This is a genomic window from Propioniciclava coleopterorum (assembly GCF_011393335.1).
Classification (GTDB): domain Bacteria; phylum Actinomycetota; class Actinomycetes; order Propionibacteriales; family Propionibacteriaceae; genus Propioniciclava; species Propioniciclava coleopterorum.
The window spans coordinates 2,486,344-2,504,946 of the sequence record NZ_CP049865.1 but is presented as its reverse complement, the minus strand read 5'-3'; the positions used below and the strand labels follow the sequence as shown (position 1 = coordinate 2,504,946).

Sequence of the window (18,603 nt, the reverse complement as noted above, 5' to 3'; positions counted from 1 at the left end):
CGTCAGCCTACGGGCAGGGGCACGCTCAGGTTGGCCCCGTGCGGGGTCAGCCCCAGCCCGAGCGCGATGGCCCGCGAGGCCGTGTTCGACCGCTCCACCCGGTAGCCGGCGAACCCGCTCATCCCGATCGCGGAGGCGAGCGCCGCCTGCGCGACCCGGCGGCCGTGGCCCTGCCCGCGCGCGTCGGGGCGCACGAGGACGCCCACGTCCAGCGGCCAGCCCCACAGCGGCGTCACGACGGACGCGGCCACGACCTCACCGTCCTCGACGATCCCGAACGACGCCTGCACGGGCCGGTCGAAGCCGGCGTCGGCCCACTCGGTCGCCGACACGTGCGCGGCCAACTCGTCGCGGCGAGCGGCGTCCAGTAGCCCGACGTCGGGCCGCAGTTCGGTGGAGCGATCCGCCCAGAAGTGGTCGGCCGGCCCCAGCACGGGGCCGGAGGCCAGCGCGCCCCAGGACGCCGGGTCCAGCACGGCGCCCGGGGGCAGCGCGCCGACGGTCGCCGCGACGGCGTCCAGGTGCGCCCGGGGGGCGTCCACGTAGGCGTGGTCGCCCAGCAGCAGCACCAGCGCCGCGTCCTCGTGCAGTCCGGTCGAGCCGACCATGACGGGCGAGAGCCCCGGAACGGGCATGCCGAACCGGCGGGCCCAGTGCCCGTCGATGCGGCGCCGCGTGTCGTCCAGCACGGAGGCAGCCTATCGGCGCTGACGAGGCAGAATGGGCCGATGACCCAGACTCCGCACACCGCACCGCCCACTTCGATCACGCTGACGCGCACCGGCGCGCGGACGTACGAGGCCACGAACGCCGCGGGCGCCACCGTCCGCGTGGGCGGCGAGGGCGCCCTCAGCCCCGTCGAACTGCTGCTCGCGGCACTGGCGGGCTGCTCGGCGATCGACGTCGACGTGGTCACCGCGCGGCGCGCGGAGCCCACCCGCTTCGAGGTGACGGCGTCGGGACGCAAGTCCACCGAGGGCGGGAATCACCTCGAGGACGTCACCCTGCGGTTCGCGCTGGAGTTCCCCGAGGGCCCCGAGGGCGATCAGGCCCGCGCCCGGATCGACAACGCCCTGCGGGCGTCGCACGAGCGGGACTGCACGGTGTCGCGCACTGTGGAGTTGGCGACGCCGGTGACCTTCGAGCGGGTCGACTGACCCGCCGGCGTCCCGGCGCCGAGCGGCCGCTCAGCCGACGTGCAGCGTCAGCTTCCGGCCGGCCAGCCCGCGCCGCCGGGACGCCAACCGCTCGGCCAGCCCCGCCAGGGCGGCGGCCGCGGGACGCTCGGCGTCCTGGCGCACCAGCGGCACGCCCGCGTCGCCCGAGCTGCTCATGCGCGCGTCGATCGGCACCTCGGCCAGCAGCGGCACGTCGTAGCCCAGCCGCAGCGTCAGCGCCTCGGCGACGCGGGCGCCGCCGCCCGAGCCGAACAGGTCGACGCGGTGCGTCTGGCCGCAGTGCGGGCACTCGGCGTCCAGGTAGGCCATGTTCTCCACGACGCCGAGCACCTTCTGCTCGACCATGGACGCCATGGTGCCGGCGCGCTCGGCCACCTCGGCGGCGGCCTGCTGCGGCGTGGTGACGACGATCACCTCGGCGTTGGGGAGCTTCGCCCCCAGGCTCATCGCGACGTCGCCCGTGCCGGGGGGCAGGTCGACCAGCAGGAAGTCCAGGTCGCCCCAGTACACGTCGGCCAGGAACTGCTGGATGGCCCGGTCCAGGATGGGGCCCCGCCAGGCGATCACCTGGTCGCGGGACTGCTTGAGCATGCCGATCGAGATGGCGCTCAGGTTCTCCCCGCGGGCACGGGGATGATCATGTCGTCGATGCCGGTCACGTCGGCGTCCGCGATGCCGAGCATCTGCGGGACGGAGTGGCCGTAGATGTCGGCGTCCAGGATGCCGACGCGCTTGCCCTGGGCCGCGAGCGCGGTCGCGAGGTTGACCGTCACGCTGGACTTGCCGACGCCGCCCTTGCCGGACGCGATCAGCAGCACCTGGGTGAGGTTGTCGTCCTTGGAGAACGGGATCTCCCGGTCCCGGACGCCGCCGCGCAGCTTGGTCTTGAGCTCGTCGCGCTGCGCGTCGCTCATGACGCCGAAGTTCAGGTCGAGCCCGGTGACGCCCTCGACGCCCTGCAGCGCGGCGTGCACGTCGTGCTCGATGGTGTTCTGCATGGGGCAGCCCGAGATGGTGAGCAGCACCGACACGCTCGCCTGGCCGGCCTCGTCGACCTCGACCGACTCGACCATGCCGAGTTCGGTGATCGGCTTGTGGATCTCGGGGTCCTGAACGTGGGACAGGGCGTCCCACACGGCATCGGTGAGGCTGGCGACAGACATGCCCTCAGTCTAGGACAGCGCGATGGAGAAGCCGACTCAGGGTCGTCCGGGCTGCTCGGGGGCACCCTTGTCGTCGTCGTCGCGGTTCAGTTCCTCCAGCAGGTCGCGCAGCTCGCTGCGCAGGAAGTCGCGGGTCGGCATGTCGTTGATCCGGATCCGCAGCGACGCGATCTCGCGTGCCAGGAAGTCCATGTCGGCGCGGCTCTGCGCGGCCACCTCGCGGTCGTGCTCCATGCTGACGCGTTCGCGGGCCTCCGACCGGTTCTGCGCGAGCAGGATCAGCGGCGCGGAGTAGGAGGCCTGCAGCGACAGCAGCAGGGTGAGGAAGATGAACGGGAACGGGTCGCCGAGGATGTCGGAGTTGTAGTGGTTGATGACGATCCACACGATGATGAAGATCGTCATCCACAGCAGGAACCGGGCCGTGCCCATGAAGCGGGCGAAGCTCTCGGCGAACGAGCCGAACGCGTCGTCGGGCAGCCGGAACCGGGGGAACCAGGTGCGGGAGCGTCCGGGGTGTTGAGGCGATCAGCGGGCGGCATCGTCGGCCCCCTCCGCTAGCTGCAGGCCGCGCCAGTCGGCGGGCAGGATGTGGTCGAGGACGTCGTCGACGGTGACCGCGCCGAGCAGGCGGCCCTTGTCGTCGACGACGGGGGCGCAGACGAGGTCGTAGGTCGCGAAGTAGCGGCTCACCTGGGCGACCGAATGGTCGGGACGCAGCGGCGCGATGGACGCGTCCACCAGGTTCGCGGCCAGCGTCGAGGGCGGCTCGCGCAGCAGCCGCTGGATGTGGACCGCCCCCACGTAGCGGCCGGTCGGGGTGTCCAGCGGCGGCCGGCACAGGAACGCCAGGGCGGCGAGCGCCGGCGTCACCTCCTCCTGCCGGAGCTTGGCCAGGCAGTCGGCCACCGTCTCGTCCGGGCCGAGGATCACCGGCTCGGGCGTCATGAGGCCGCCGGCGGTGGCGGCGTCGTAGTTCAGCAGCGTCCGGACGTCCTGGGCGTCCTCGGGCTCCATCTGCTGCAGGATCGTCTCGGCGAGCTCGGGGTCAGCTCGGCGATCAGGTCGGCGGCGTCGTCGGGGTCCATCTCCTCCAGGACGTCCGCGGCGCGCTCGGTGTCCAGGTGCTGGATCAGGCGGACCTGCTCGGCTTCGGGCAGTTCCTCCAGCGCCTCGGCGAGCACGTCGTCCTCCAGCGCGGAGACGACCTCGGCGCGGCGCTCGGGGCTCATCTCGTGCAGTTCGCGGGCGACGTCGGCGGGCTTCATCTCCGCGAGCTGGGCCACCACCTGGTCGGTGCCCTGAGCCGAGTCGCCGAAGTAGTCGGGCACCTCGTCCCAGTCGACCACCACGACGTGACCCCGGCTGAAGGGCCGGCCGGTCGCCTCCCGCAGCGCGACCTCGCCGACCTCCCAGGCGCGCGTCCGGCTCTGTTCGATGGCGACGTCGAAGATCGTGGCGGGCTTCTCCCCCGGCCGGTCGACGCGCTTGTCGAACAGGTCGCCCATGACGAGGCGCTCCTGGTCGCGGCGCTGGAACACCACGGTGTTCACCACACCGGAGATGATGACCTGCTGCCCGTCGATCGAGTGCACCCGCTCCATCGGCAGGAACACCCGCCGCAGCCGCAACAGCTCCACGACGAGGCCCTTGACCCGGGGCGGCCGGGCGTTGGAGCGGTTCTGCACGACGACGTCGCGGACCTTGCCCACCTGGTCGCCGCTGGCGTCCATGATCGGGAGGCCCTTGATGCGCGACACGAAGATCGACGTCGGGGAACCACTCACGTGCGGAAGGGTAGCGCACGGGATCGACGCGCCGGTGACGCCGGCCGCGGCTGCGTCCTAGGTCGCCTCGGGGTCGAACGGGACGGTCACCGCGGGCGCCGCGGCGGCGGCCGGGGTGTCGCTCGTCGAGGTGCCCGTCGCGTCGCTGACGGTGTCCTTGACGAGCTGACCCGTGGCGATCGCGTCGTCGCGCATCTCGCGGAAGTCGGCGATCTCGTCGCCGGAGAGGAGGTGCCGCGCGACCAGGTTCTTGGGGTTCAGGTCGGTGATGTTGAAGTTGTCGAACTCCGGGCCGAGCTCCTCGCGGAGCTGGCCGCGCGCGTCGTCGCCGATCTTGCGCAGGTAGGCCAGGACGCGGGCGGCCTTGCGCGCGAGCTCGGGCAGCTTCTCCGGACCGAAGATGATGATCGCCAGCGCGCCGAGGACGATGATCTCCGGCATGTTGAAATCCACGGCGTACCTTCGGGGCTAGCGGGTCACAGCCCGGCTGCTTCGAGCAGCTGGACGAACGTGCGCGCCTGCGAGGTGCTGGCCGCCTTCAGGGGACGGCGCAGGGTGTTGCCGGAGAAGCCGCGCGCCTGCAGGCCGGCCTTGACCAGCATGCAGCCCTGGGTCGCGAAGACGCCGGTGTACACCGGCAGCAGCCGCCGGTAGATCTCCAGCGCCTCGGCGGTGGCGCCGTCGGCCCACAGGTCGAGCCACTCGCGCGTCGCGGCGCCGGTGAAGTGCGTGGAGGTGCCGACCACTCCGACCCCGCCGACCGACAGCAGCGGGGGCGTCATGGCGTCGTCGCCGGAGTAGTAGGCGAGGTTGGTGGTCGCCATCACCCGGGCGGAGCTGACCAGGTCGCCCTTGGCGTCCTTGACCGCGACGATCGTCGGGTGCCGGTCGAGCTCGATGAGGACGTCCTCGGGGATCGGGATGCCCGAGCGGTGCGGGATGTCGTAGAGCATCACCGGCAGGTCGGTGGCGTCGGCCACCAGCACGAAGTGCTCCAGCAGGGCGTCCGCGGGGGCTTGCTGTAGTACGGGGTCACGACGAGGACGCCGTCGGCGCCGGCGTCCTGGGCGTCGCGGCAGCGCTTGATGGTGGCGGCGGTCTCGTTGGTCCCGACGCCGGCGATGATCTGCGCCCGGTCCCCCACTTCGGCCTTGACGGCCGCGAGCAGCGCCTTCTTCTCGTCGTCGTCGGTCGTGGGCGACTCACCGGTCGTACCGTTGATCACCAGGCCGTCATTGGCTTGCTCGTCGACGAGGTACGCCGCGAGCCGGCGCGCTTCGTCGAGATCGAGCGTGCCGTCGGACGTGAAGGGCGTCACCATGGCCGTGATGAGTCGCCCGAAAGGTTGCGGGGCCATGCGGGACAGTCTAGGCCCATCCGTCGGCCCGCCCGACCCGTGGACCGCTAGTGTGGCTCCCGTGAACGCTGCACCGACGCCCAGCCTCCCCCGACCGCGGCCTCGGCGTACGCCGAGGCGTTCGTCCCCGAGTCCGAGCACGCCGCCGCCGCCCGCGCCGCGGCGCACGGGCTCGGCATCGGCGCCGTCTCCCCGGGCACCGCGGCCCTGCTCACCTTCCTGGCCCGCACGATCGACGCCCGCACCGCCGTCGAGATCGGCACCGGCGCCGGCGTGTCCTCGCTGGCCCTGCTGGACGGGATGCCCGACGGGACGCTGACCTCGATCGACACCGAGCCGGAGCACCAGTCGGCCGCCCGCCGGGTCCTCACCGACGCGGGGATCCCCGCCCGGCGCGCCCGGCTGATCGCCGGCGCCGCGCTGCAGGTCCTGCCCAAGCTCAGCGACGCCGCCTACGACCTCGTGCTCGTCGACGCCGACCCGCTCGAGGCCGTGGAGTACGTCGAGCAGTCGCTGCGGCTGCTGCGCCCCGGCGGCCTCCTCGTGATCTCCCACGCCCTGTCGGCCGGCCGGGTCGCCGACGCCGGCAACGAGGACGACGACACCGTCATCATGCGCGAGACGCTGGCGGCGGTCGCCGACTCTTCGGATCTGTCCCCCGTGCTGCTGCCCGTCGGCGACGGCGTCCTGGTGGCCCGCCGGGCCTGACCCACCGACGCACCACGGCCCCGCGAGTCACTCGCGGGGCCGTGGTCGTTGCTGCGTGGGCTACTGGGCGCTGACCCGGTCGCCCTTGCTGAGCACCGTGATGCCGCCCTCGGAGACGTGGAAGCCGCGCGCGCGGTCCGCGTCGGGGTTGACGCCGACCTCGGCACCGTCCTCGACCACCACGTTCTTGTCGAGGATCGCGCGGCGGACGACGGCGTTGCGGCCGATCTTCGCGCCGGTCAGGATCACCGACTCCTCGACCTTGGCCCACTTGTCGACGATGACGTTCGGCGAGAGCACCGACCGGTCGACGTCACCGCCGGAGATGATGCAGCCCGACGTCACGATCGAGTCCTCGGCGGTGCCGCGCAGGGTGAACTTGGCGCCCGGCGCCTGCGGCTGGGACGTGAAGATCGGCCAGCGGCGGTTGTAGAGGTTGAACTCCGGCACGACGTTGACCAGGTCCATGTGGGCCGCGTGGTAGGCGTCGATGGTGCCCACGTCGCGCCAGTAGTTGCGGTCCTTCTCGGTGGCGCCGGGGACCGACTGGCGGGTGAAGTCGTAGACGTGGGCCTGGCCCTTGTCCACGAAGGAGGGGACGATGTTGCCGCCCATGTCGTGCTTGGAGCCGCCGTCCTCGGCGTCGGCGCGCAGCGCCTCCACGAAGGCCTTGCGCGTGAAGATGTAGTTGCCCATCGAGGCGTAGGACTCCTCGGGGCTGTCCACCAGCCCGGGCGGGTCGGCCGGCTTCTCGAGGAAGGCGTCGATGACCGTGTCGTCGCCCGCGTCGATGATGCCGAACGCGGACGCCTCGGAGCGCGGGACGCGGATCCCGGCGATCGTCGCCTCGGCGCCCGACTCGATGTGCGCGGTCAGCATCTCGGCGACGTCCATCCGGTAGATGTTGTCGGCGCCGAAGACGACCACGTAGTCGGGATCCTCGTCGTTGATGAGGTTCATCGACTGGTAGATGGCGTCGGCGCTGCCGCTGAACCACGACTTGCCGGTGCGCTGCTGCGCGGGGACCGACGTGACGTAGCTGCCCAGCAGGGTCGACATCCGCCACGTCTGCGCGAGGTGCTTGTCCAGGGAGTGGGACTTGTACTGCGTCAGCACGGCGATCTTGGTCAGACCGGAGTTCGCCAGGTTGGACAGCACGAAGTCGATGAGGCGGTAGGTCCCGCCGAAGGGGACGGCCGGCTTGGCCCGGTCGGCGGTCAACGGCATCAGTCGCTTGCCTTCTCCGCCGGCCAGGACAATCGACAGGACATTCGGTCGATCGCTCATGGCCTAAACCTAGGCCACACGGACCGGCCCCGGAAAGGGATCCCAGAACTGAGGGCGGAACCCTGCGCCCACCGGCATCGGGTGACGCCCGCGACGAGGGACTTCACTCCCCGAGGACCCGGAACCTGTGCCACCATCTGGGCATGCGCGTTTCGATCCTCACCCGCGAGTACCCCCCGACCATCTACGGCGGCGCCGGCGTCCATGTGGCCCAGCTCGTCCCCCAGCTGGCCCGGATCACCGATCTGGTCGACGTCTCCTGCATGGGCGAGCCGCGCGACGGCGCCCGCGCCTTCCCCGAAACGTTCCCCGAGGGCGCCAACGGCGCGCTGCGGACGCTGGGGACCGACGTGGCCATGGCGGCCGCGATCCCCGAGGTCGACGTGATCCACGCGCACACCTGGTACGCCCAGTTCGCCGGCATCATCGGCGGCCAGTTGCAGGACGTGCCGCTCGTCGTGACGGCGCACAGCCTGGAGCCCGACCGCCCCTGGAAGGTCGAGCAGTTGGGCGGCGGCTACCGGGTCTCGAGCTGGATCGAGCGGACGGCCTTCGCCGAGGCGGACGCCGTCATCGCGGTCTCCGAGGCGATGATCACCAACATCACCAACGCCTACCCCGAGGTGGAGCGCGACCGGATCCACGTCGTGAAGAACGGCATCGACACCGACGAGTTCTCCCCCGATCACGGCACGGACGTCCTGGAGCGCCTCGGCGTCCCCCTCGATCAGCCCATCGTGGCGTTCGTCGGGCGGATCACGCGCCAGAAGGGTCTGATCCATCTGGTCCGCGCCGCCCGGATGCTCGACCCCGACACGACCATCCTGCTGCTGGCCGGCGCCCCCGACACCCCCGAGATCGCCGCGGAGTTCAAGGCCGAGTTCGCGACGTTGAACGCCGAGCGTCCGGGGCGCGTGTTCTGGGTCGAGGAGATGCTGCCGCGCGCCGACGTCCGCCAGGTCAACACGGCGGCCACCGTGTTCGCGTGCCCCTCCATCTACGAGCCGCTGGGCATCGTGAACCTGGAGGCCATGGCCTGCGAGACCGCGGTCGTCGCCTCGGCGGTCGGCGGCATCCCCGAGGTCGTGGTGGACGGCACCACGGGCCTGCTCGTGCCCTACGACCCGGCGCGGGCCGGCGACGCCGCCTACGTCGCCGACTTCGAGGCGCAGTTCGCGGCCCGCATCAACGAGCTGACCCGCGACCCCGAGCGGGCGGCCGCGATGGGGAAGGCCGGCCGGCAGCGCTGCATCGACGAGTTCAGCTGGGCGAAGATCGCCGAGGAGACGGTGGAGGTCTACGAGGCCGCCATCGCCCGCCATCGGGCGCGCCGGGACGCCTGAGCCCACGGACGGCGAACGGCCCCGGAGCTGAGCGCTCCGGGGCCGTTCGCGTGTTCAGGGTCGGATCAGCCGACGACGCCCTTCAGCGCCTCCAGCAACTCAGCCGCCTCCTGGGCGTTGAGCTCGATCACCAGCCGGCCGCCGCCGTCTGCCGGGATCCGCATCGCGATGACGCGCGACTCCTTGGCCACCTCGATGGGGCCCTCACCCGTGCGGGGCTTCATTGCTGCCATGTTCTCCCTCTTCTCCTGGCTGCTGGCTCACGTCCGGGTCCATTATCGCAGAACGGAACAACTCGGAGTCGGAGGCGGGCGACTTCGCCCATTCCTCCGCCGCGACGGCGTCCCCGCCGCGGACCGCCACCCGGGTTCCCACGGGGGTCTGCGCGTCGTGCTCGTCGAGTTCGAGGGCCAGGCGGTCCAGCAGGTCGTCGATCTGCGCCATCGAGTAGCCGCGGGGCGTGACGGCGAACCGCAGGTGCCGCAGATCGTCCCCGGTCAACGGCCGGTCGGGCAGTTCGGGGACCGGGCTGTCGTGCACCGCCGTGGTCGGCATCCCGCCGAACCTGCCCGCGGCCGCCACGGCCGCCAGGCCCAGCACGACGACCACCATCCCCCACAGGAACCACTCCATCGTCACGCCCCCCGCGTGTGGCCGTTGCGGCCGTCCTCGAGGATGATCTCGACGGCCCGTTCCACGTCGTCGACCACGTGGAACAGCTCGAAATCAGTCTCCTTGATGTATCCATCGGCCAGCATGCGCTGCTGCATCCATTCCACCAGCCCCGACCAGTATTCGGAGCCGAAGAGCACGATCGGGAAACGCGTCATCTTCTGGGTCTGCACCAGCGTCAGCGACTCGAACAGTTCGTCCATCGTGCCCATTCCGCCGGGCATCACCACGAACCCCTGGGCGTACTTGAGGAACATCACCTTGCGCACGAAGAAGTAGCGGAAGTTGATGCCGAGGCTGACCCACTTGTTCAGGGCGTCCTCGAAGGGCAGCTCGATGCCGAGCCCCACCGACACGCCGCCCGCCTCGCTGGCGCCCTTGTTCGCGGCCTCCATGATGCCCGGCCCGCCGCCGGTGATCGTCGCGTAGCCCGACTCGGCGAGCCGACGGCCCAGCGCGACGGCCTGGGCGTACATGGGGTCGTCCTTGGGGGTGCGGGCCGACCCGAACACGCTGACGGCGGGGCCGAGTTCGGCCAGCGCTCCGAAGCCCTCGACGAACTCCGCCTGGATGCGCAGGACGCGCCAGGGGTCGGAGTGCAGCCAGTCGCTCCCGCGGCCGCCCTGCAGCAGCCGCTGGTCGGTGGTGGTCGCCTGCACCTGGTCGCCGCGGCGGATGACGGGCCCCTGCTGACGGAAGCCCTTCTTGCCCTTCTTGCTCACGCGGCCCAGCGTAACGGTGTGACCCGGGGGCGGGTCAGGCGAGCCAGCGGACGAGCGCGTCGCGGGTGACGTAGAGGTCGTCGACGGAGCAGAACTCGTCGTCCGCGTGCGCCTTGCCCGGATCCGCGGGGCCGAAGTTGACCGCCGGGACGCCGAGTTCGGCGAACCGCGCCACGTCGGTCCAGCCGTACTTGGCGCGCGGCTCGCCGCCCACCGCCGCGACGAACGCTGCCGCCGCGGGCTCCTCGAGCCCCGGGCGCGCCGCCGGCGACGCGTCGGTGAACGTCAGGTCGTGTCCGGCGAACACCTCCCGCACGTGCTCCTGTGCCTGCTCGACGCTGCGGTCGGGCGCGAACCGGAAGTTGATGGTCACCGTGCAGCGGTCGGGGATGACGTTGCCGGCGATGCCGCCCGCGATCCCCACCGCGTTGAGGCGCTCGCGGTACTCCAGCCCGTCGACCACGACGGTGCGCGGCAGGTAGCCCGACAACGTGGCCAGCACCGCGCCGGCGTCGTGGATGGCGTTGTGCCCCAGCCAGCTGCGCGCCGAGTGCGCGGCCAGGCCGAGCGTGGTGATCTCGAAGCGCAGCGTCCCCTGGCAGCCGCCCTCGATGCGGGCCGAGGTGGGCTCCATCAGGACGGCGAAGTCCCCCGCCAGCAGGTCGGGCCGCTCCCGGGCGAGGCGCCCCAGCCCGTTGCGGGCGGCCTCGACCTCCTCGTTGTCGTAGAAGATCCAGGTGACGTCGTGGCGCGGTTCGGGGGTGGCTGCGGCGACGGACAGCGCCACGGCCACGCCGCCCTTCATGTCGGCCGTCCCGCGGCCGTAGATCCGGTCGCCGTCGCGCCGCGAGGGCAGGTTGGCCGCCACCGGAACGGTGTCGAGGTGGCCGGCGATGACCACCCGCTCGGGGCGTCCGAGCATGGTGCGCGCGACGACGGCGTCGCCCTGCCGGATCACGTCGAGGTGGGGGCACGCGCGCAGGGCCGCCTCCACGGCGTCCGCGAGGGCCCGCTCGTTCCCACTGACCGATTCGATGTCGGTGACGGCGGTCAGCAGGTCGGGCAGGTCGGCGTGCAGGTCGAGGGACATGCTGCCAGCCTAGGCCCCGCCCGTGGCATCATGGCTGGTGGCACACGACACAGGAGGACGCGATGAGCCACTCCCCGGCCACCCCCAGCGAGTGGGAGCCCGACGCCGAGGCGACCCGACCCCTGCCGCAGGAGGGCCAGGAATCCGACGCAGCGCCGGGCGAACCGCCCGCCGCGGATGCCGGCGACGCCACCGCGGAGAACCCGTGGGAGGCGCCCGCGGAGGACCCCTGGGAGGCACCCGCGGAAGACCCCTGGGAGGCACCTGCGGACGGCCTCGGGGACGCGAGCGCGACGCACGAGGACGCGCCTGAGGCCGAGCCGGACACGTTCGCCGAGGACACGTTCGCCGAGGACGCGGACGCGTTCGCCGCGCGCGAGGAGATCGACGCCGCGGCCTCCGCGGAGCAGCCGGACGCCCCCGCGTCCGACCCCGACGCGACCCAGGTCTTCGCATCCGACCCGGACGCGACCCAGGTGTTCGACGTCGCCGAGGAGTCGTGGACCGTCGAGACCGACGACCAGCCCGGGGGCGGGACGTTCGACGACGAGCCCCTCGGCGATGAGACCCACCCCGACGACACGTTCGGCGAGGGGGCCCCGGACGCCGATGCCTCCGAGGCGCCGCCGGCCGGGGACGCCCCGAGAGCGACGGTGACGGCTCGAGCGCGCGCAAGCCGCTGGTGTTCCTCGCCGCCGGCCTCGCGGTGCTCCTCATCGTCGTCGGCATCGTGTGGGCGGTCATCAGCACCGCCAACACCAACCGTGACAAGGCCATCGCCCAGACGGCGACGACCTACTTGAGCTCCATCGCCAGCGGCGACGCGCAGGCGGCGCTCGCCACGCTGGCGGACAAGCCCGCCAACACCGCGCTACTGACCGGCGAGGTGCTCACCGCGTCCCGCAGCACAGCGCCGCTCACCGACATCCAGGTGGGCACCCCGGTCTTCGACGGCGGCAGCGCCGCCACGGTGCCGGCCAGCTACCGGATCGGCGACCAGGCCGTCAGCACCACTCTCCACCTCGAGGGCGACGGCCGCACGCAATGGCTGATCTCCGACGGCACGGCCGACCTGACGCTGAGCTCCACCGCCGGGCTGACCGTGAACTCCGCGAAGGTCACCGAGGGCACCAACCCCGTCTTCCCGGGCAGCTACACCGTGGCCACCGGCACCGACAACGTGAGCATCGAGGGGACGCCCCAGGCCGTCGTCGCCTCCCCGGACGCCGAGCCGACCTCGCTCGACGTCACGGCCGTCCTCAGCGAGACCGGCAAGCAGAACGTGCTGACCGCTGTGAAGACCCGCTTCGACGAGTGCCTGGCCTCCACCGAGGCACGCCCGGCCGACTGCCCGTTCGGCGTCCGCACCGACGACGTCGAGGTGACGCCGGGCTCGGTGAAGTTCGCGCTGGTCAACGACCCGTGGGCCGGCTTCGCCCCGACGCTCGACGCCGCGAACCTGTCGGCGACCGGTCCCCTGGCCTACGTGATCGACGCCACGGCGACGGTGTCGCAGAACGGCCTGACCACCGAGGGCACCACCCGCCTGGAGCGCGCGGTCGCCTTCACCGTCGACCTCACCAAGGATCCGCTGGTCGTCGTCTGGTCCTGAGCCCCGTTGTGCCCCCGGTAGGCTGGAACGCATGACGTCTTCCGCGCGCACTGCCTGGGGCTGGGGCCTCGCCACCACCACCGAATCCGGCGATGTCCTCGATGTGTGGTTCCCCGCGCCCGCGCTCGGGGAACCCTCCGCCGCCGACCGGGAGCAGGCGCCCGCCGCGCTGAGCGCCGGCGTCACGCAGGACGCGGTGCGCCGCGTCGCCACCGAGGCCGTCCTCGTCGAGATCGACCTGGACGCCGCCCCGCGTCCACCGCGGACGCCTACCTGCGCCTGCACCTGCTGAGCTCCCGCGCCGTCGCCCCGCGCACCCTCAACCTGGACGGCGTCTTCGGCGTCCTGCCCAACGTGGTGTGGACGTCCGCCGGCCCCTGCGCGGTCGCCGGCTTCGAGGGGGTGCGCGCCGCGCTGCGCGCCGCCCGCGGCCACGTCACCGTGTTCGGCGTGGACAAGTTCCCGCGGATGGTCGACTACGTGATGCCCACCGGTGTCCGGATCGCCGACGCCGACCGCGTCCGGCTGGGGGCGCACCTCGCGTCCGGCACGACCGTGATGCACGAGGGTTTCGTGAACTTCAACGCCGGCACGCTCGGCACGTCGATGGTCGAGGGCCGGATCTCGGCGGGCGTCGTCGTGGGCGACGGCTCCGACGTCGGCGGCGGCGCCTCGATCATGGGCACGCTGTCGGGCGGCGGCAAGCAGCAGATCTCCATCGGTGAGCGCTGCCTGCTCGGCGCCAACAGCGGCATCGGCATCTCGCTCGGGGACGACTGCGTCGTCGAGGCCGGGCTGTACCTCACCGCCGGCACCAAGGTCGCGCTGCCGGACGGCCGCCTGGTCAAGGCCGCCGAGCTGTCCGGGACCGACGGCTGGCTGTTCTACCGCGACTCGGTGACGGGCGCCGTCGCGGCCAAGCCGCGCGCCGGCCGCACGGTCGAGCTGAACGCCGCGCTGCACGCCAACTGAGCCGCGATGGGTGCCGTGGGACGGGTCTTCACCGGGCTGGCCATCGCCGCGCTGAGCGCGGTGCTGGTGCTGGCCGGACTGGCGGTCTTCTACGCCTACAACAAGGAGCCGCTGCCCCTGGCCGACCAGTGCGTCGCGCAGGTGCAGGAACTCGCGGTGCCCCTCGACGTGGAGCAGACCCACAACGCGACGGTCATCGTGGGCGTTGCGACCCAGCGCGAGCTGGTGCCGCGGGCCTCCACCATCGCGCTGGCGACCGTCTACCAGGAGTCGGGGATCCGCAACCTCGACTACGGCGACCGCGACTCCCTCGGCCTCTTCCAGCAGCGTCCCTCGCAGGGGTGGGGCACCGAGGCGCAGGTGCAGGACCCCTACTACGCGTCGGGGAAGTTCTACGACGCGCTGGTGAAGGTCAAGGGCTGGGCGACCGGCGACGTCAACGACGTCGCGCAGGCCGTGCAGCGCAGCGGCCACCCCAACGGTTACGCCCGGCACGTCGAGAACGCGCGCCGCATCGCGAGCGCCCTGACCGGCGAGACGCCGGCGTCCTTCACGTGCCTGGTGAAGGACCCGCCGCGCGCGGATCCGGCCGGGTTGGAGGCCTTCCTGACGCGCACGCTGCCCGAGTCGAGCCGGGTGACCCGCTCCGGCGGCACGCTCACCGTGACGGCGAAGACCAGCCGGGACGCCTGGTCGGCCGCGCACATCGCGGTCGGCAACACCGCCTACTACGGCGCGGCGACGGTGCAGGTCGGCTCCCGCAGCTGGACGCCGAACGGCCGCGTCGCCGGGGCCTGGGAGGGCCAGCCCGACAACGCCACAACGGTGACGATCACCTACCCCGACCAGCAGCCCACGCCGGGCCGCTGACCGCTGTCGGCCCGGTCAGCCGAGCAGGCGGGACGCCGCGGCGGCGATCCGCTCGTCGGAGGCCGTGAGGGCGATCCGGACGTGCTCACGGCCGGCCTCGCCGTAGAAGTCCCCCGGCGCGGCCAGGATGCCGCGCTCGGCGAGCCAGTCGACCGTGGCGCGGCAGTCCTCGCCCCGGGTCGCCCACAGGTACAGCGAGCCCTCGGAGTCGTCGATGCGGAACCCGGACGCCTCGAGCGCGGGCGCGAGCACCGCGCGGCGCGCCAGGTAGCGCTCGCGTTGTTCCTGGACGTGCGCGTCGTCGGCCAGCATGGCCTCCATCACGGCCTGCACCGGCCCGGGCACCATCAGCCCCGAATGCTTGCGGACGGCCAGCAGTTCGCCCACCACCGCCGCGTCGCCCGCGACGAACCCGGCGCGATAGCCGGCCAGGTTGGAGCGCTTCGACAGCGAGAACGCCGCCAGCAGCCCGTCCAGCGAGCCGCCGTTGATCGCGGGGTCGAGCACCGAAACCGGCTCGGCGTCCCAGCCGAACTCGCCGTAGCACTCGTCGGAGGCCAGCACCGCGCCGCACGAGCGGGCGGCGGCCACCCAGGCGCGCAGTGCGTCGGCGTCCAAGATGGCGCCGTGCGGGTTGGCCGGCGAGTTGATCCAGATCAGCGCCGGGTTCGCCGCGGCGGCCGCGGCCGGGTCGTCGGTGGCGAGCACCTCGGCCCCGGCGATCCTCGCCCCGACCTCGTAGGTCGGGTAGGCGGTCGTCGGGATGACGACCGTGCGCCCCGGGCCCACGCCCAACTGCAGCGGCAGCAGCGCCACCAGTTCCTTGGTGCCCACCACCGGCAGCACGTTCGCGTCCGTCAGCGGCACCGAGGACCAGCGGCCCTCCAGGTAGGCGCGGATCGCGGCCCGCAGCGTCGGCGTCCCCCACACGGTCGGGTAGCCCGCCCAGTCGGGGGCGGCCTCGGCCAGCGCGCGCTGCGCGGCCGGCGGGACGGGATCGACCGGCGTGCCGACCGACAGGTCGCACAGGCCGTCGGGGTGCGCCGCGGCGCGCGCCTTCGCCCCGGCGATCGTGTCCCAGGGGAAGTCGGGAAGGCGCCCCGACAGCGGGGAGGTCACTCCCCTTGCGGCGGCAGCGCGGCCACCGTCGGGTGGTCGGCGTCGATCTTGCCCATGCGGGCGGCGCCGCCGGGGCTGCCGATCGTGTCGAAGAACTTCACGTTGATGTCGTAGTACTCGGCCTCGTCCGCCGGGACGTCGTCCTCGTAGTAGATCGCCTCCACCGGGCAGACCGGCTCGCAGGCACCGCAGTCCACGCACTCGTCGGGCTGGATGTAGAGCATCCGGTTGCCCTCGTAGATGCAATCGACCGGACACTCCTCCACGCATGCGAGGTCCTTGACGTCGACGCACGGTGACGTGATCACGTAGGTCATGAAAACCGCTCCCCTATGTTGGTGGCTGCCCGTCTCCTGGAGACGCCTCACACTCTACAACTCGCCATCGGAGGAACCATGCAACCCGACCGCCGCGAACACCTCTCGGCTCTGAACCCGCCGCTGCGCATCGGCGAACGGGTCGGCGTCCTGTTCACCGACACCGACGGCGCCCGCACCGAGGCGCTCGGCTTCGTCACGCACGTGGACGCCGACGCGGTCGCCCTCGTCGACCGTCACGGAACCGAACGCCGCCTGGCTTGGGGGGACGTCGAGGCGCTGCGGCGGGTGCCGATCAGCCGCGGCCGCCGCCCGGACGCCGCCCCGCGTGCCCTCCTGGACGACCTCGCCGACCGCACCGGCGCCGCAGGGACGCCGTGGGTCGCCCGGATCAGCGACCTGCTCGCCGGCCGGACGCCGCCCGAGATGGTCCCCGCGTGGGGCGAGACCGCGGCCTTCGGGGGCGCCGCAGCCCGGTTCGAGGGCGAGTGGGTGACGGTCGCCGGTGGGTCGCCGGACGACTGGGTCGCCGCCGCCTGGTGGGCGACCCGGATGGGCGCGCGCTCGGTCCAGGTCAGGCTTCCGGGCGCCGACGACGCGCCCGCGGCGTCCGGGTTCCTGCGCGTGGGCTAGGCGTCAGCGTTCGATGCGGTCGGCGCGCGCGTTGGGATTGGTGCAGCGGACGGCCTGCAGCGTGTTGTACGTCCAGTTGAACGGCTCGGTCTTGACCAGGGCGCCGTTCTGGTAGAACAGGCGGTTGTAGTCGACCCGGAAGCCCGACATCGCGCTCTGCGGGCTGCACACCGCCGCGTCGCTCTGGATCGCGGGGCCGGGGCTGCGGAACGCGCTCTGCACCGGGTCGGACGCCTTCACGTCGTACTTCTTGGTCGACCACACCCGGACCGTCACCGTGCCCTGGCCGCCGACCTTGGGGTTGTTGGTGTAGGCCTGCATGAGGACGCCGTACTCGGTGTTGTTCTTGAACTTCATGTCCACCGACACGTAGTCCAGCGTGGCCTCGCGGCCCATCGGGTAGCGGCTGAAGTATAGCGAGTGCGGCTTGTGGTAGACGTCCTCGAGCCCGGCGAAGAAGATCGCGTTGAACGTGGTCGTGGTGGTCTGGGAGATGCCGCCGCCCATCCGCTCGACGACCTTGCCGCCGTCGATGGCGCCGCCGGCCTGCCAGCCGCGCGCCAGGGTGCGCGGACCGAGCACCTGGTTCATCGAGAACGTCTCCCCCGGCTTCACCAGGACGCCGTTGACCAGCCCGGCCGACTTGCCGATGTTGTTGACGCGGTAGGCGGTCGCCGGGAACTTCGTGGTGAACTCGCCGGTGACCTCCTTGATCCCGAGGTTGTTGGCGTCCTCGGTCGTGAACGCGGCCTTCAGCGCGCCGACCTCGACCGACGCGTTGCGCTCGGACGTCTTCGTCATGGTCTCGCCCACGGCCTTGGCGAGGTTCTCCTTGGACACGCCCAGCCCGTCCGTGGACGGCACCACCGTCGGGCGGCCGTCGGCGAAGGTGAAGCTCGCGTCCTTGGGGGCCTGCATGCCGAGTTCCTGCAGCTTGGCCCTCGAGGCGGCCATCAGCTTGTCGGGGTCCAGCTTCGGCGTCAGGGCGCCGTCGGCGGCCTCGAACGACAGCGCGGACGCGATGGTGGCCGGCGCCACCTCGAAGGTCTTGTCGCCCGCGGCGACGGTGATGGGCGCAGACAGCGCCGGCTGGGCGACCTTCTCGAGCGCCTCGGACGCCTCCGCGGTGGTGATCTCGGCGTCCTTGGCGGTCACGACGGCGTCCACCGTGGTGCCGGTCAGGTACACCTGCTCGGCGGCCCGCACGGTCGCGGCGGCGTCCAGGTCGGCCCCCTGCTTGGCCTCGGTGAGCTTGGGCGCCCCCTCCACGATCGCCAGGTCGGCGTTCTCGGGTTCGGTGTGGACCTGGGTGCCCAGGTCGGCCAGCGCCGCCTCCCCGACCGCCGGGTCGAGCGTGACCACGGCGTCGCGGGGGCCGCCGCCGGTCAGGTTGTCCCAGATGGCGCGCGGGTCGAAGGACTTCTCGCCGCCCGCGGCCCGGATCGAGGCCTCGTAGTCGACGCCCAGCCCCAGTTGCTCGGGGTGAGCTGGACCGACTTCTCCCCGGCCGCGACCGTGAGCGGCGCGGACGCCCGGGGACCCAGCTCCGAGGTCAGCTTCGCCTGCGCGGCGGCAGGGTCGAGCCCGCCGACCTCGACGCCGGAGACCGTGGTCTGCGGGGCCAGCGTGTTGCCCGAGATCGCGTACGCGACGCCGTAGCCGGCGCCCAGCAGCACGACGAGGGCGCCGCCCGCGACGGCGGCGATCCTGCCCGCTCGGCGCTTGCGCGGCGCGGGGGACGTGGGGTGGTCGGTCATCGGCCCTCCAGCAACT

General features: G+C 72.3%; 17 protein-coding genes and 5 pseudogenes. 7 read left to right on the top strand and 15 right to left on the bottom strand.

The features are described 5' to 3' along the window. Positions 1 to 2: 2 nt before the first annotated feature. Positions 3 to 689, bottom strand: coding sequence for a GNAT family N-acetyltransferase (locus G7070_RS11900; RefSeq protein WP_166233923.1), 687 nt, complete (start codon positions 687 to 689; stop codon positions 3 to 5). Positions 690 to 728: 39 nt separating this feature from the next. Between G7070_RS11900 and G7070_RS11895 the strand changes: the two genes are divergently transcribed. Then, positions 729 to 1,157 carry an OsmC family protein gene (locus G7070_RS11895; RefSeq protein ID WP_166233922.1) on the top strand — a complete coding sequence of 143 codons (429 nt, stop codon included), beginning with the start codon at positions 729 to 731 and terminating at the stop codon, positions 1,155 to 1,157. 30 nt (positions 1,158 to 1,187) lie between these two features. Here the strand turns inward: G7070_RS11895 and G7070_RS11890 are convergent. The 5 genes and pseudogenes from G7070_RS11890 to dapA form a co-directional block, all read right to left on the bottom strand. Next, positions 1,188 to 2,341, bottom strand: a pseudogene (locus tag G7070_RS11890) (Mrp/NBP35 family ATP-binding protein). A gap of 36 nt (positions 2,342 to 2,377) precedes the next feature. Then, positions 2,378 to 2,773 (bottom strand): DUF1003 domain-containing protein, encoded by a 396-nt coding sequence (locus G7070_RS11885; protein WP_166233921.1) that lies wholly within the window; start codon positions 2,771 to 2,773, stop codon positions 2,378 to 2,380. Positions 2,774 to 2,869: 96 nt separating this feature from the next. Continuing rightward, positions 2,870 to 4,074 (bottom strand): annotated as a pseudogene (locus tag G7070_RS11880) (magnesium transporter MgtE N-terminal domain-containing protein). A gap of 111 nt (positions 4,075 to 4,185) precedes the next feature. Then, positions 4,186 to 4,569, bottom strand: coding sequence for a sec-independent translocase (locus G7070_RS11875; RefSeq protein WP_166233920.1), 384 nt, complete (start codon positions 4,567 to 4,569; stop codon positions 4,186 to 4,188). A 35-nt stretch (positions 4,570 to 4,604) separates the two neighbouring features. Further along, a pseudogene (gene dapA / locus G7070_RS11870) lies at positions 4,605 to 5,485 on the bottom strand (4-hydroxy-tetrahydrodipicolinate synthase). A gap of 81 nt (positions 5,486 to 5,566) precedes the next feature. On the opposite strand from dapA, the pseudogene G7070_RS11865 reads away from it, so the two are divergent. Further along, positions 5,567 to 6,193, top strand: a pseudogene (locus tag G7070_RS11865) (O-methyltransferase); the annotation flags it as partial. A 60-nt stretch (positions 6,194 to 6,253) separates the two neighbouring features. Here G7070_RS11865 and glgC read toward each other — a convergent pair. Beyond that, a complete protein-coding gene (gene glgC, locus G7070_RS11860; protein ID WP_166233919.1) occupies positions 6,254 to 7,480 on the bottom strand; it encodes a glucose-1-phosphate adenylyltransferase in 1,227 nt (408 codons plus the stop codon). Between the two features lie 143 nt (positions 7,481 to 7,623). Here glgC and glgA point away from each other — a divergent pair, with 143 nt between their 5' ends. Beyond that, positions 7,624 to 8,823, top strand: coding sequence for a glycogen synthase (glgA, locus tag G7070_RS11855; protein ID WP_166233918.1), 1,200 nt, complete (start codon positions 7,624 to 7,626; stop codon positions 8,821 to 8,823). Between the two features lie 65 nt (positions 8,824 to 8,888). Here the strand turns inward: glgA and G7070_RS11850 are convergent, their stop codons facing one another. The 4 genes from G7070_RS11850 to dapE are packed head-to-tail and all read right to left on the bottom strand — an operon-like array spanning position 8,889 to position 11,307. Continuing rightward, positions 8,889 to 9,056 (bottom strand): DUF3117 domain-containing protein, encoded by a 168-nt coding sequence (locus G7070_RS11850; RefSeq protein ID WP_166233917.1) that lies wholly within the window; start codon positions 9,054 to 9,056, stop codon positions 8,889 to 8,891. Then, complete coding sequence (locus G7070_RS11845; RefSeq protein ID WP_166235231.1) at positions 9,028 to 9,456, bottom strand: DivIVA domain-containing protein; 429 nt, start codon at positions 9,454 to 9,456, stop codon at positions 9,028 to 9,030. The genes G7070_RS11850 and G7070_RS11845 overlap by 29 nt, the downstream gene beginning before the upstream one ends. A 2-nt stretch (positions 9,457 to 9,458) precedes the next feature. Further along, the gene (locus tag G7070_RS11840; protein WP_246227050.1) at positions 9,459 to 10,217 is read right to left on the bottom strand and encodes an LOG family protein; all 759 of its coding nucleotides are present in this window, start codon (positions 10,215 to 10,217) and stop codon (positions 9,459 to 9,461) included. Between the two features lie 34 nt (positions 10,218 to 10,251). Beyond that, positions 10,252 to 11,307 (bottom strand): succinyl-diaminopimelate desuccinylase, encoded by a 1,056-nt coding sequence (gene dapE, locus G7070_RS11835; RefSeq protein WP_166233916.1) that lies wholly within the window; start codon positions 11,305 to 11,307, stop codon positions 10,252 to 10,254. Positions 11,308 to 11,989: 682 nt separating this feature from the next. On the opposite strand from dapE, the gene G7070_RS11830 reads away from it, so the two are divergent. From G7070_RS11830 to G7070_RS11820, 3 genes and pseudogenes are all read left to right on the top strand, one after another. Continuing rightward, the gene (locus G7070_RS11830; RefSeq protein WP_166233915.1) at positions 11,990 to 12,919 is read left to right on the top strand and encodes a hypothetical protein; all 930 of its coding nucleotides are present in this window, start codon (positions 11,990 to 11,992) and stop codon (positions 12,917 to 12,919) included. Between the two features lie 31 nt (positions 12,920 to 12,950). Further along, positions 12,951 to 13,891: pseudogene (gene dapD, locus G7070_RS11825) on the top strand (2,3,4,5-tetrahydropyridine-2,6-dicarboxylate N-succinyltransferase). A 6-nt stretch (positions 13,892 to 13,897) separates the two neighbouring features. After that, positions 13,898 to 14,761, top strand: a complete 864-nt coding sequence (locus tag G7070_RS11820; protein WP_166233914.1) for a hypothetical protein — start codon at positions 13,898 to 13,900, stop codon at positions 14,759 to 14,761. A gap of 15 nt (positions 14,762 to 14,776) precedes the next feature. Here G7070_RS11820 and dapC read toward each other — a convergent pair whose 3' ends face one another. After that, a complete protein-coding gene (gene dapC / locus G7070_RS11815) occupies positions 14,777 to 15,880 on the bottom strand; it encodes a succinyldiaminopimelate transaminase (RefSeq protein ID WP_206079759.1) in 1,104 nt (367 codons plus the stop codon). Next, positions 15,877 to 16,197, bottom strand: a complete 321-nt coding sequence (gene fdxA / locus G7070_RS17895; RefSeq protein WP_206079758.1) for a ferredoxin — start codon at positions 16,195 to 16,197, stop codon at positions 15,877 to 15,879. Before fdxA ends, dapC begins: the two co-directional genes overlap by 4 nt. A 78-nt stretch (positions 16,198 to 16,275) precedes the next feature. On the opposite strand from fdxA, the gene G7070_RS11810 reads away from it, so the two are divergent. Next, entirely contained in the window at positions 16,276 to 16,830 is a 555-nt protein-coding gene (locus tag G7070_RS11810; protein ID WP_166233912.1) for a hypothetical protein, read from the top strand. A gap of 3 nt (positions 16,831 to 16,833) precedes the next feature. On the opposite strand, the gene G7070_RS11805 is transcribed toward G7070_RS11810, so the two are convergent. Further along, entirely contained in the window at positions 16,834 to 18,192 is a 1,359-nt protein-coding gene (locus tag G7070_RS11805) for a VanW family protein (protein WP_166233911.1), read from the bottom strand. A 23-nt stretch (positions 18,193 to 18,215) separates the two neighbouring features. After that, complete coding sequence (locus G7070_RS11800; RefSeq protein WP_166233910.1) at positions 18,216 to 18,587, bottom strand: hypothetical protein; 372 nt, start codon at positions 18,585 to 18,587, stop codon at positions 18,216 to 18,218. Positions 18,588 to 18,603: the final 16 nt, after the last annotated feature.

Bases quoted from the DNA above. Each gene is read 5' to 3' on its own strand.
- G7070_RS11895 (WP_166233922.1), top strand. From the start codon at position 729: ATGACCCAGACTCCGCACACCGCACCGCCCACTTCGATCACGCTGACG.
- G7070_RS11885 (WP_166233921.1), bottom strand. From the start codon at position 2,773: ATGGGCACGGCCCGGTTCCTGCTGTGGATGACGATCTTCATCATCGTG.
- G7070_RS11875 (WP_166233920.1), bottom strand. From the start codon at position 4,569: ATGCCGGAGATCATCGTCCTCGGCGCGCTGGCGATCATCATCTTCGGT.
- glgC (WP_166233919.1), bottom strand. From the start codon at position 7,480: ATGAGCGATCGACCGAATGTCCTGTCGATTGTCCTGGCCGGCGGAGAA.
- glgA (WP_166233918.1), top strand. From the start codon at position 7,624: ATGCGCGTTTCGATCCTCACCCGCGAGTACCCCCCGACCATCTACGGC.
- G7070_RS11850 (WP_166233917.1), bottom strand. From the start codon at position 9,056: ATGGCAGCAATGAAGCCCCGCACGGGTGAGGGCCCCATCGAGGTGGCC.
- G7070_RS11845 (WP_166235231.1), bottom strand. From the start codon at position 9,456: ATGGAGTGGTTCCTGTGGGGGATGGTGGTCGTCGTGCTGGGCCTGGCG.
- dapE (WP_166233916.1), bottom strand. From the start codon at position 11,307: ATGTCCCTCGACCTGCACGCCGACCTGCCCGACCTGCTGACCGCCGTC.
- G7070_RS11820 (WP_166233914.1), top strand. From the start codon at position 13,898: ATGGGTGCCGTGGGACGGGTCTTCACCGGGCTGGCCATCGCCGCGCTG.
- fdxA (WP_206079758.1), bottom strand. From the start codon at position 16,197: ATGACCTACGTGATCACGTCACCGTGCGTCGACGTCAAGGACCTCGCA.
- G7070_RS11810 (WP_166233912.1), top strand. From the start codon at position 16,276: ATGCAACCCGACCGCCGCGAACACCTCTCGGCTCTGAACCCGCCGCTG.
- G7070_RS11800 (WP_166233910.1), bottom strand. From the start codon at position 18,587: ATGACCGACCACCCCACGTCCCCCGCGCCGCGCAAGCGCCGAGCGGGC.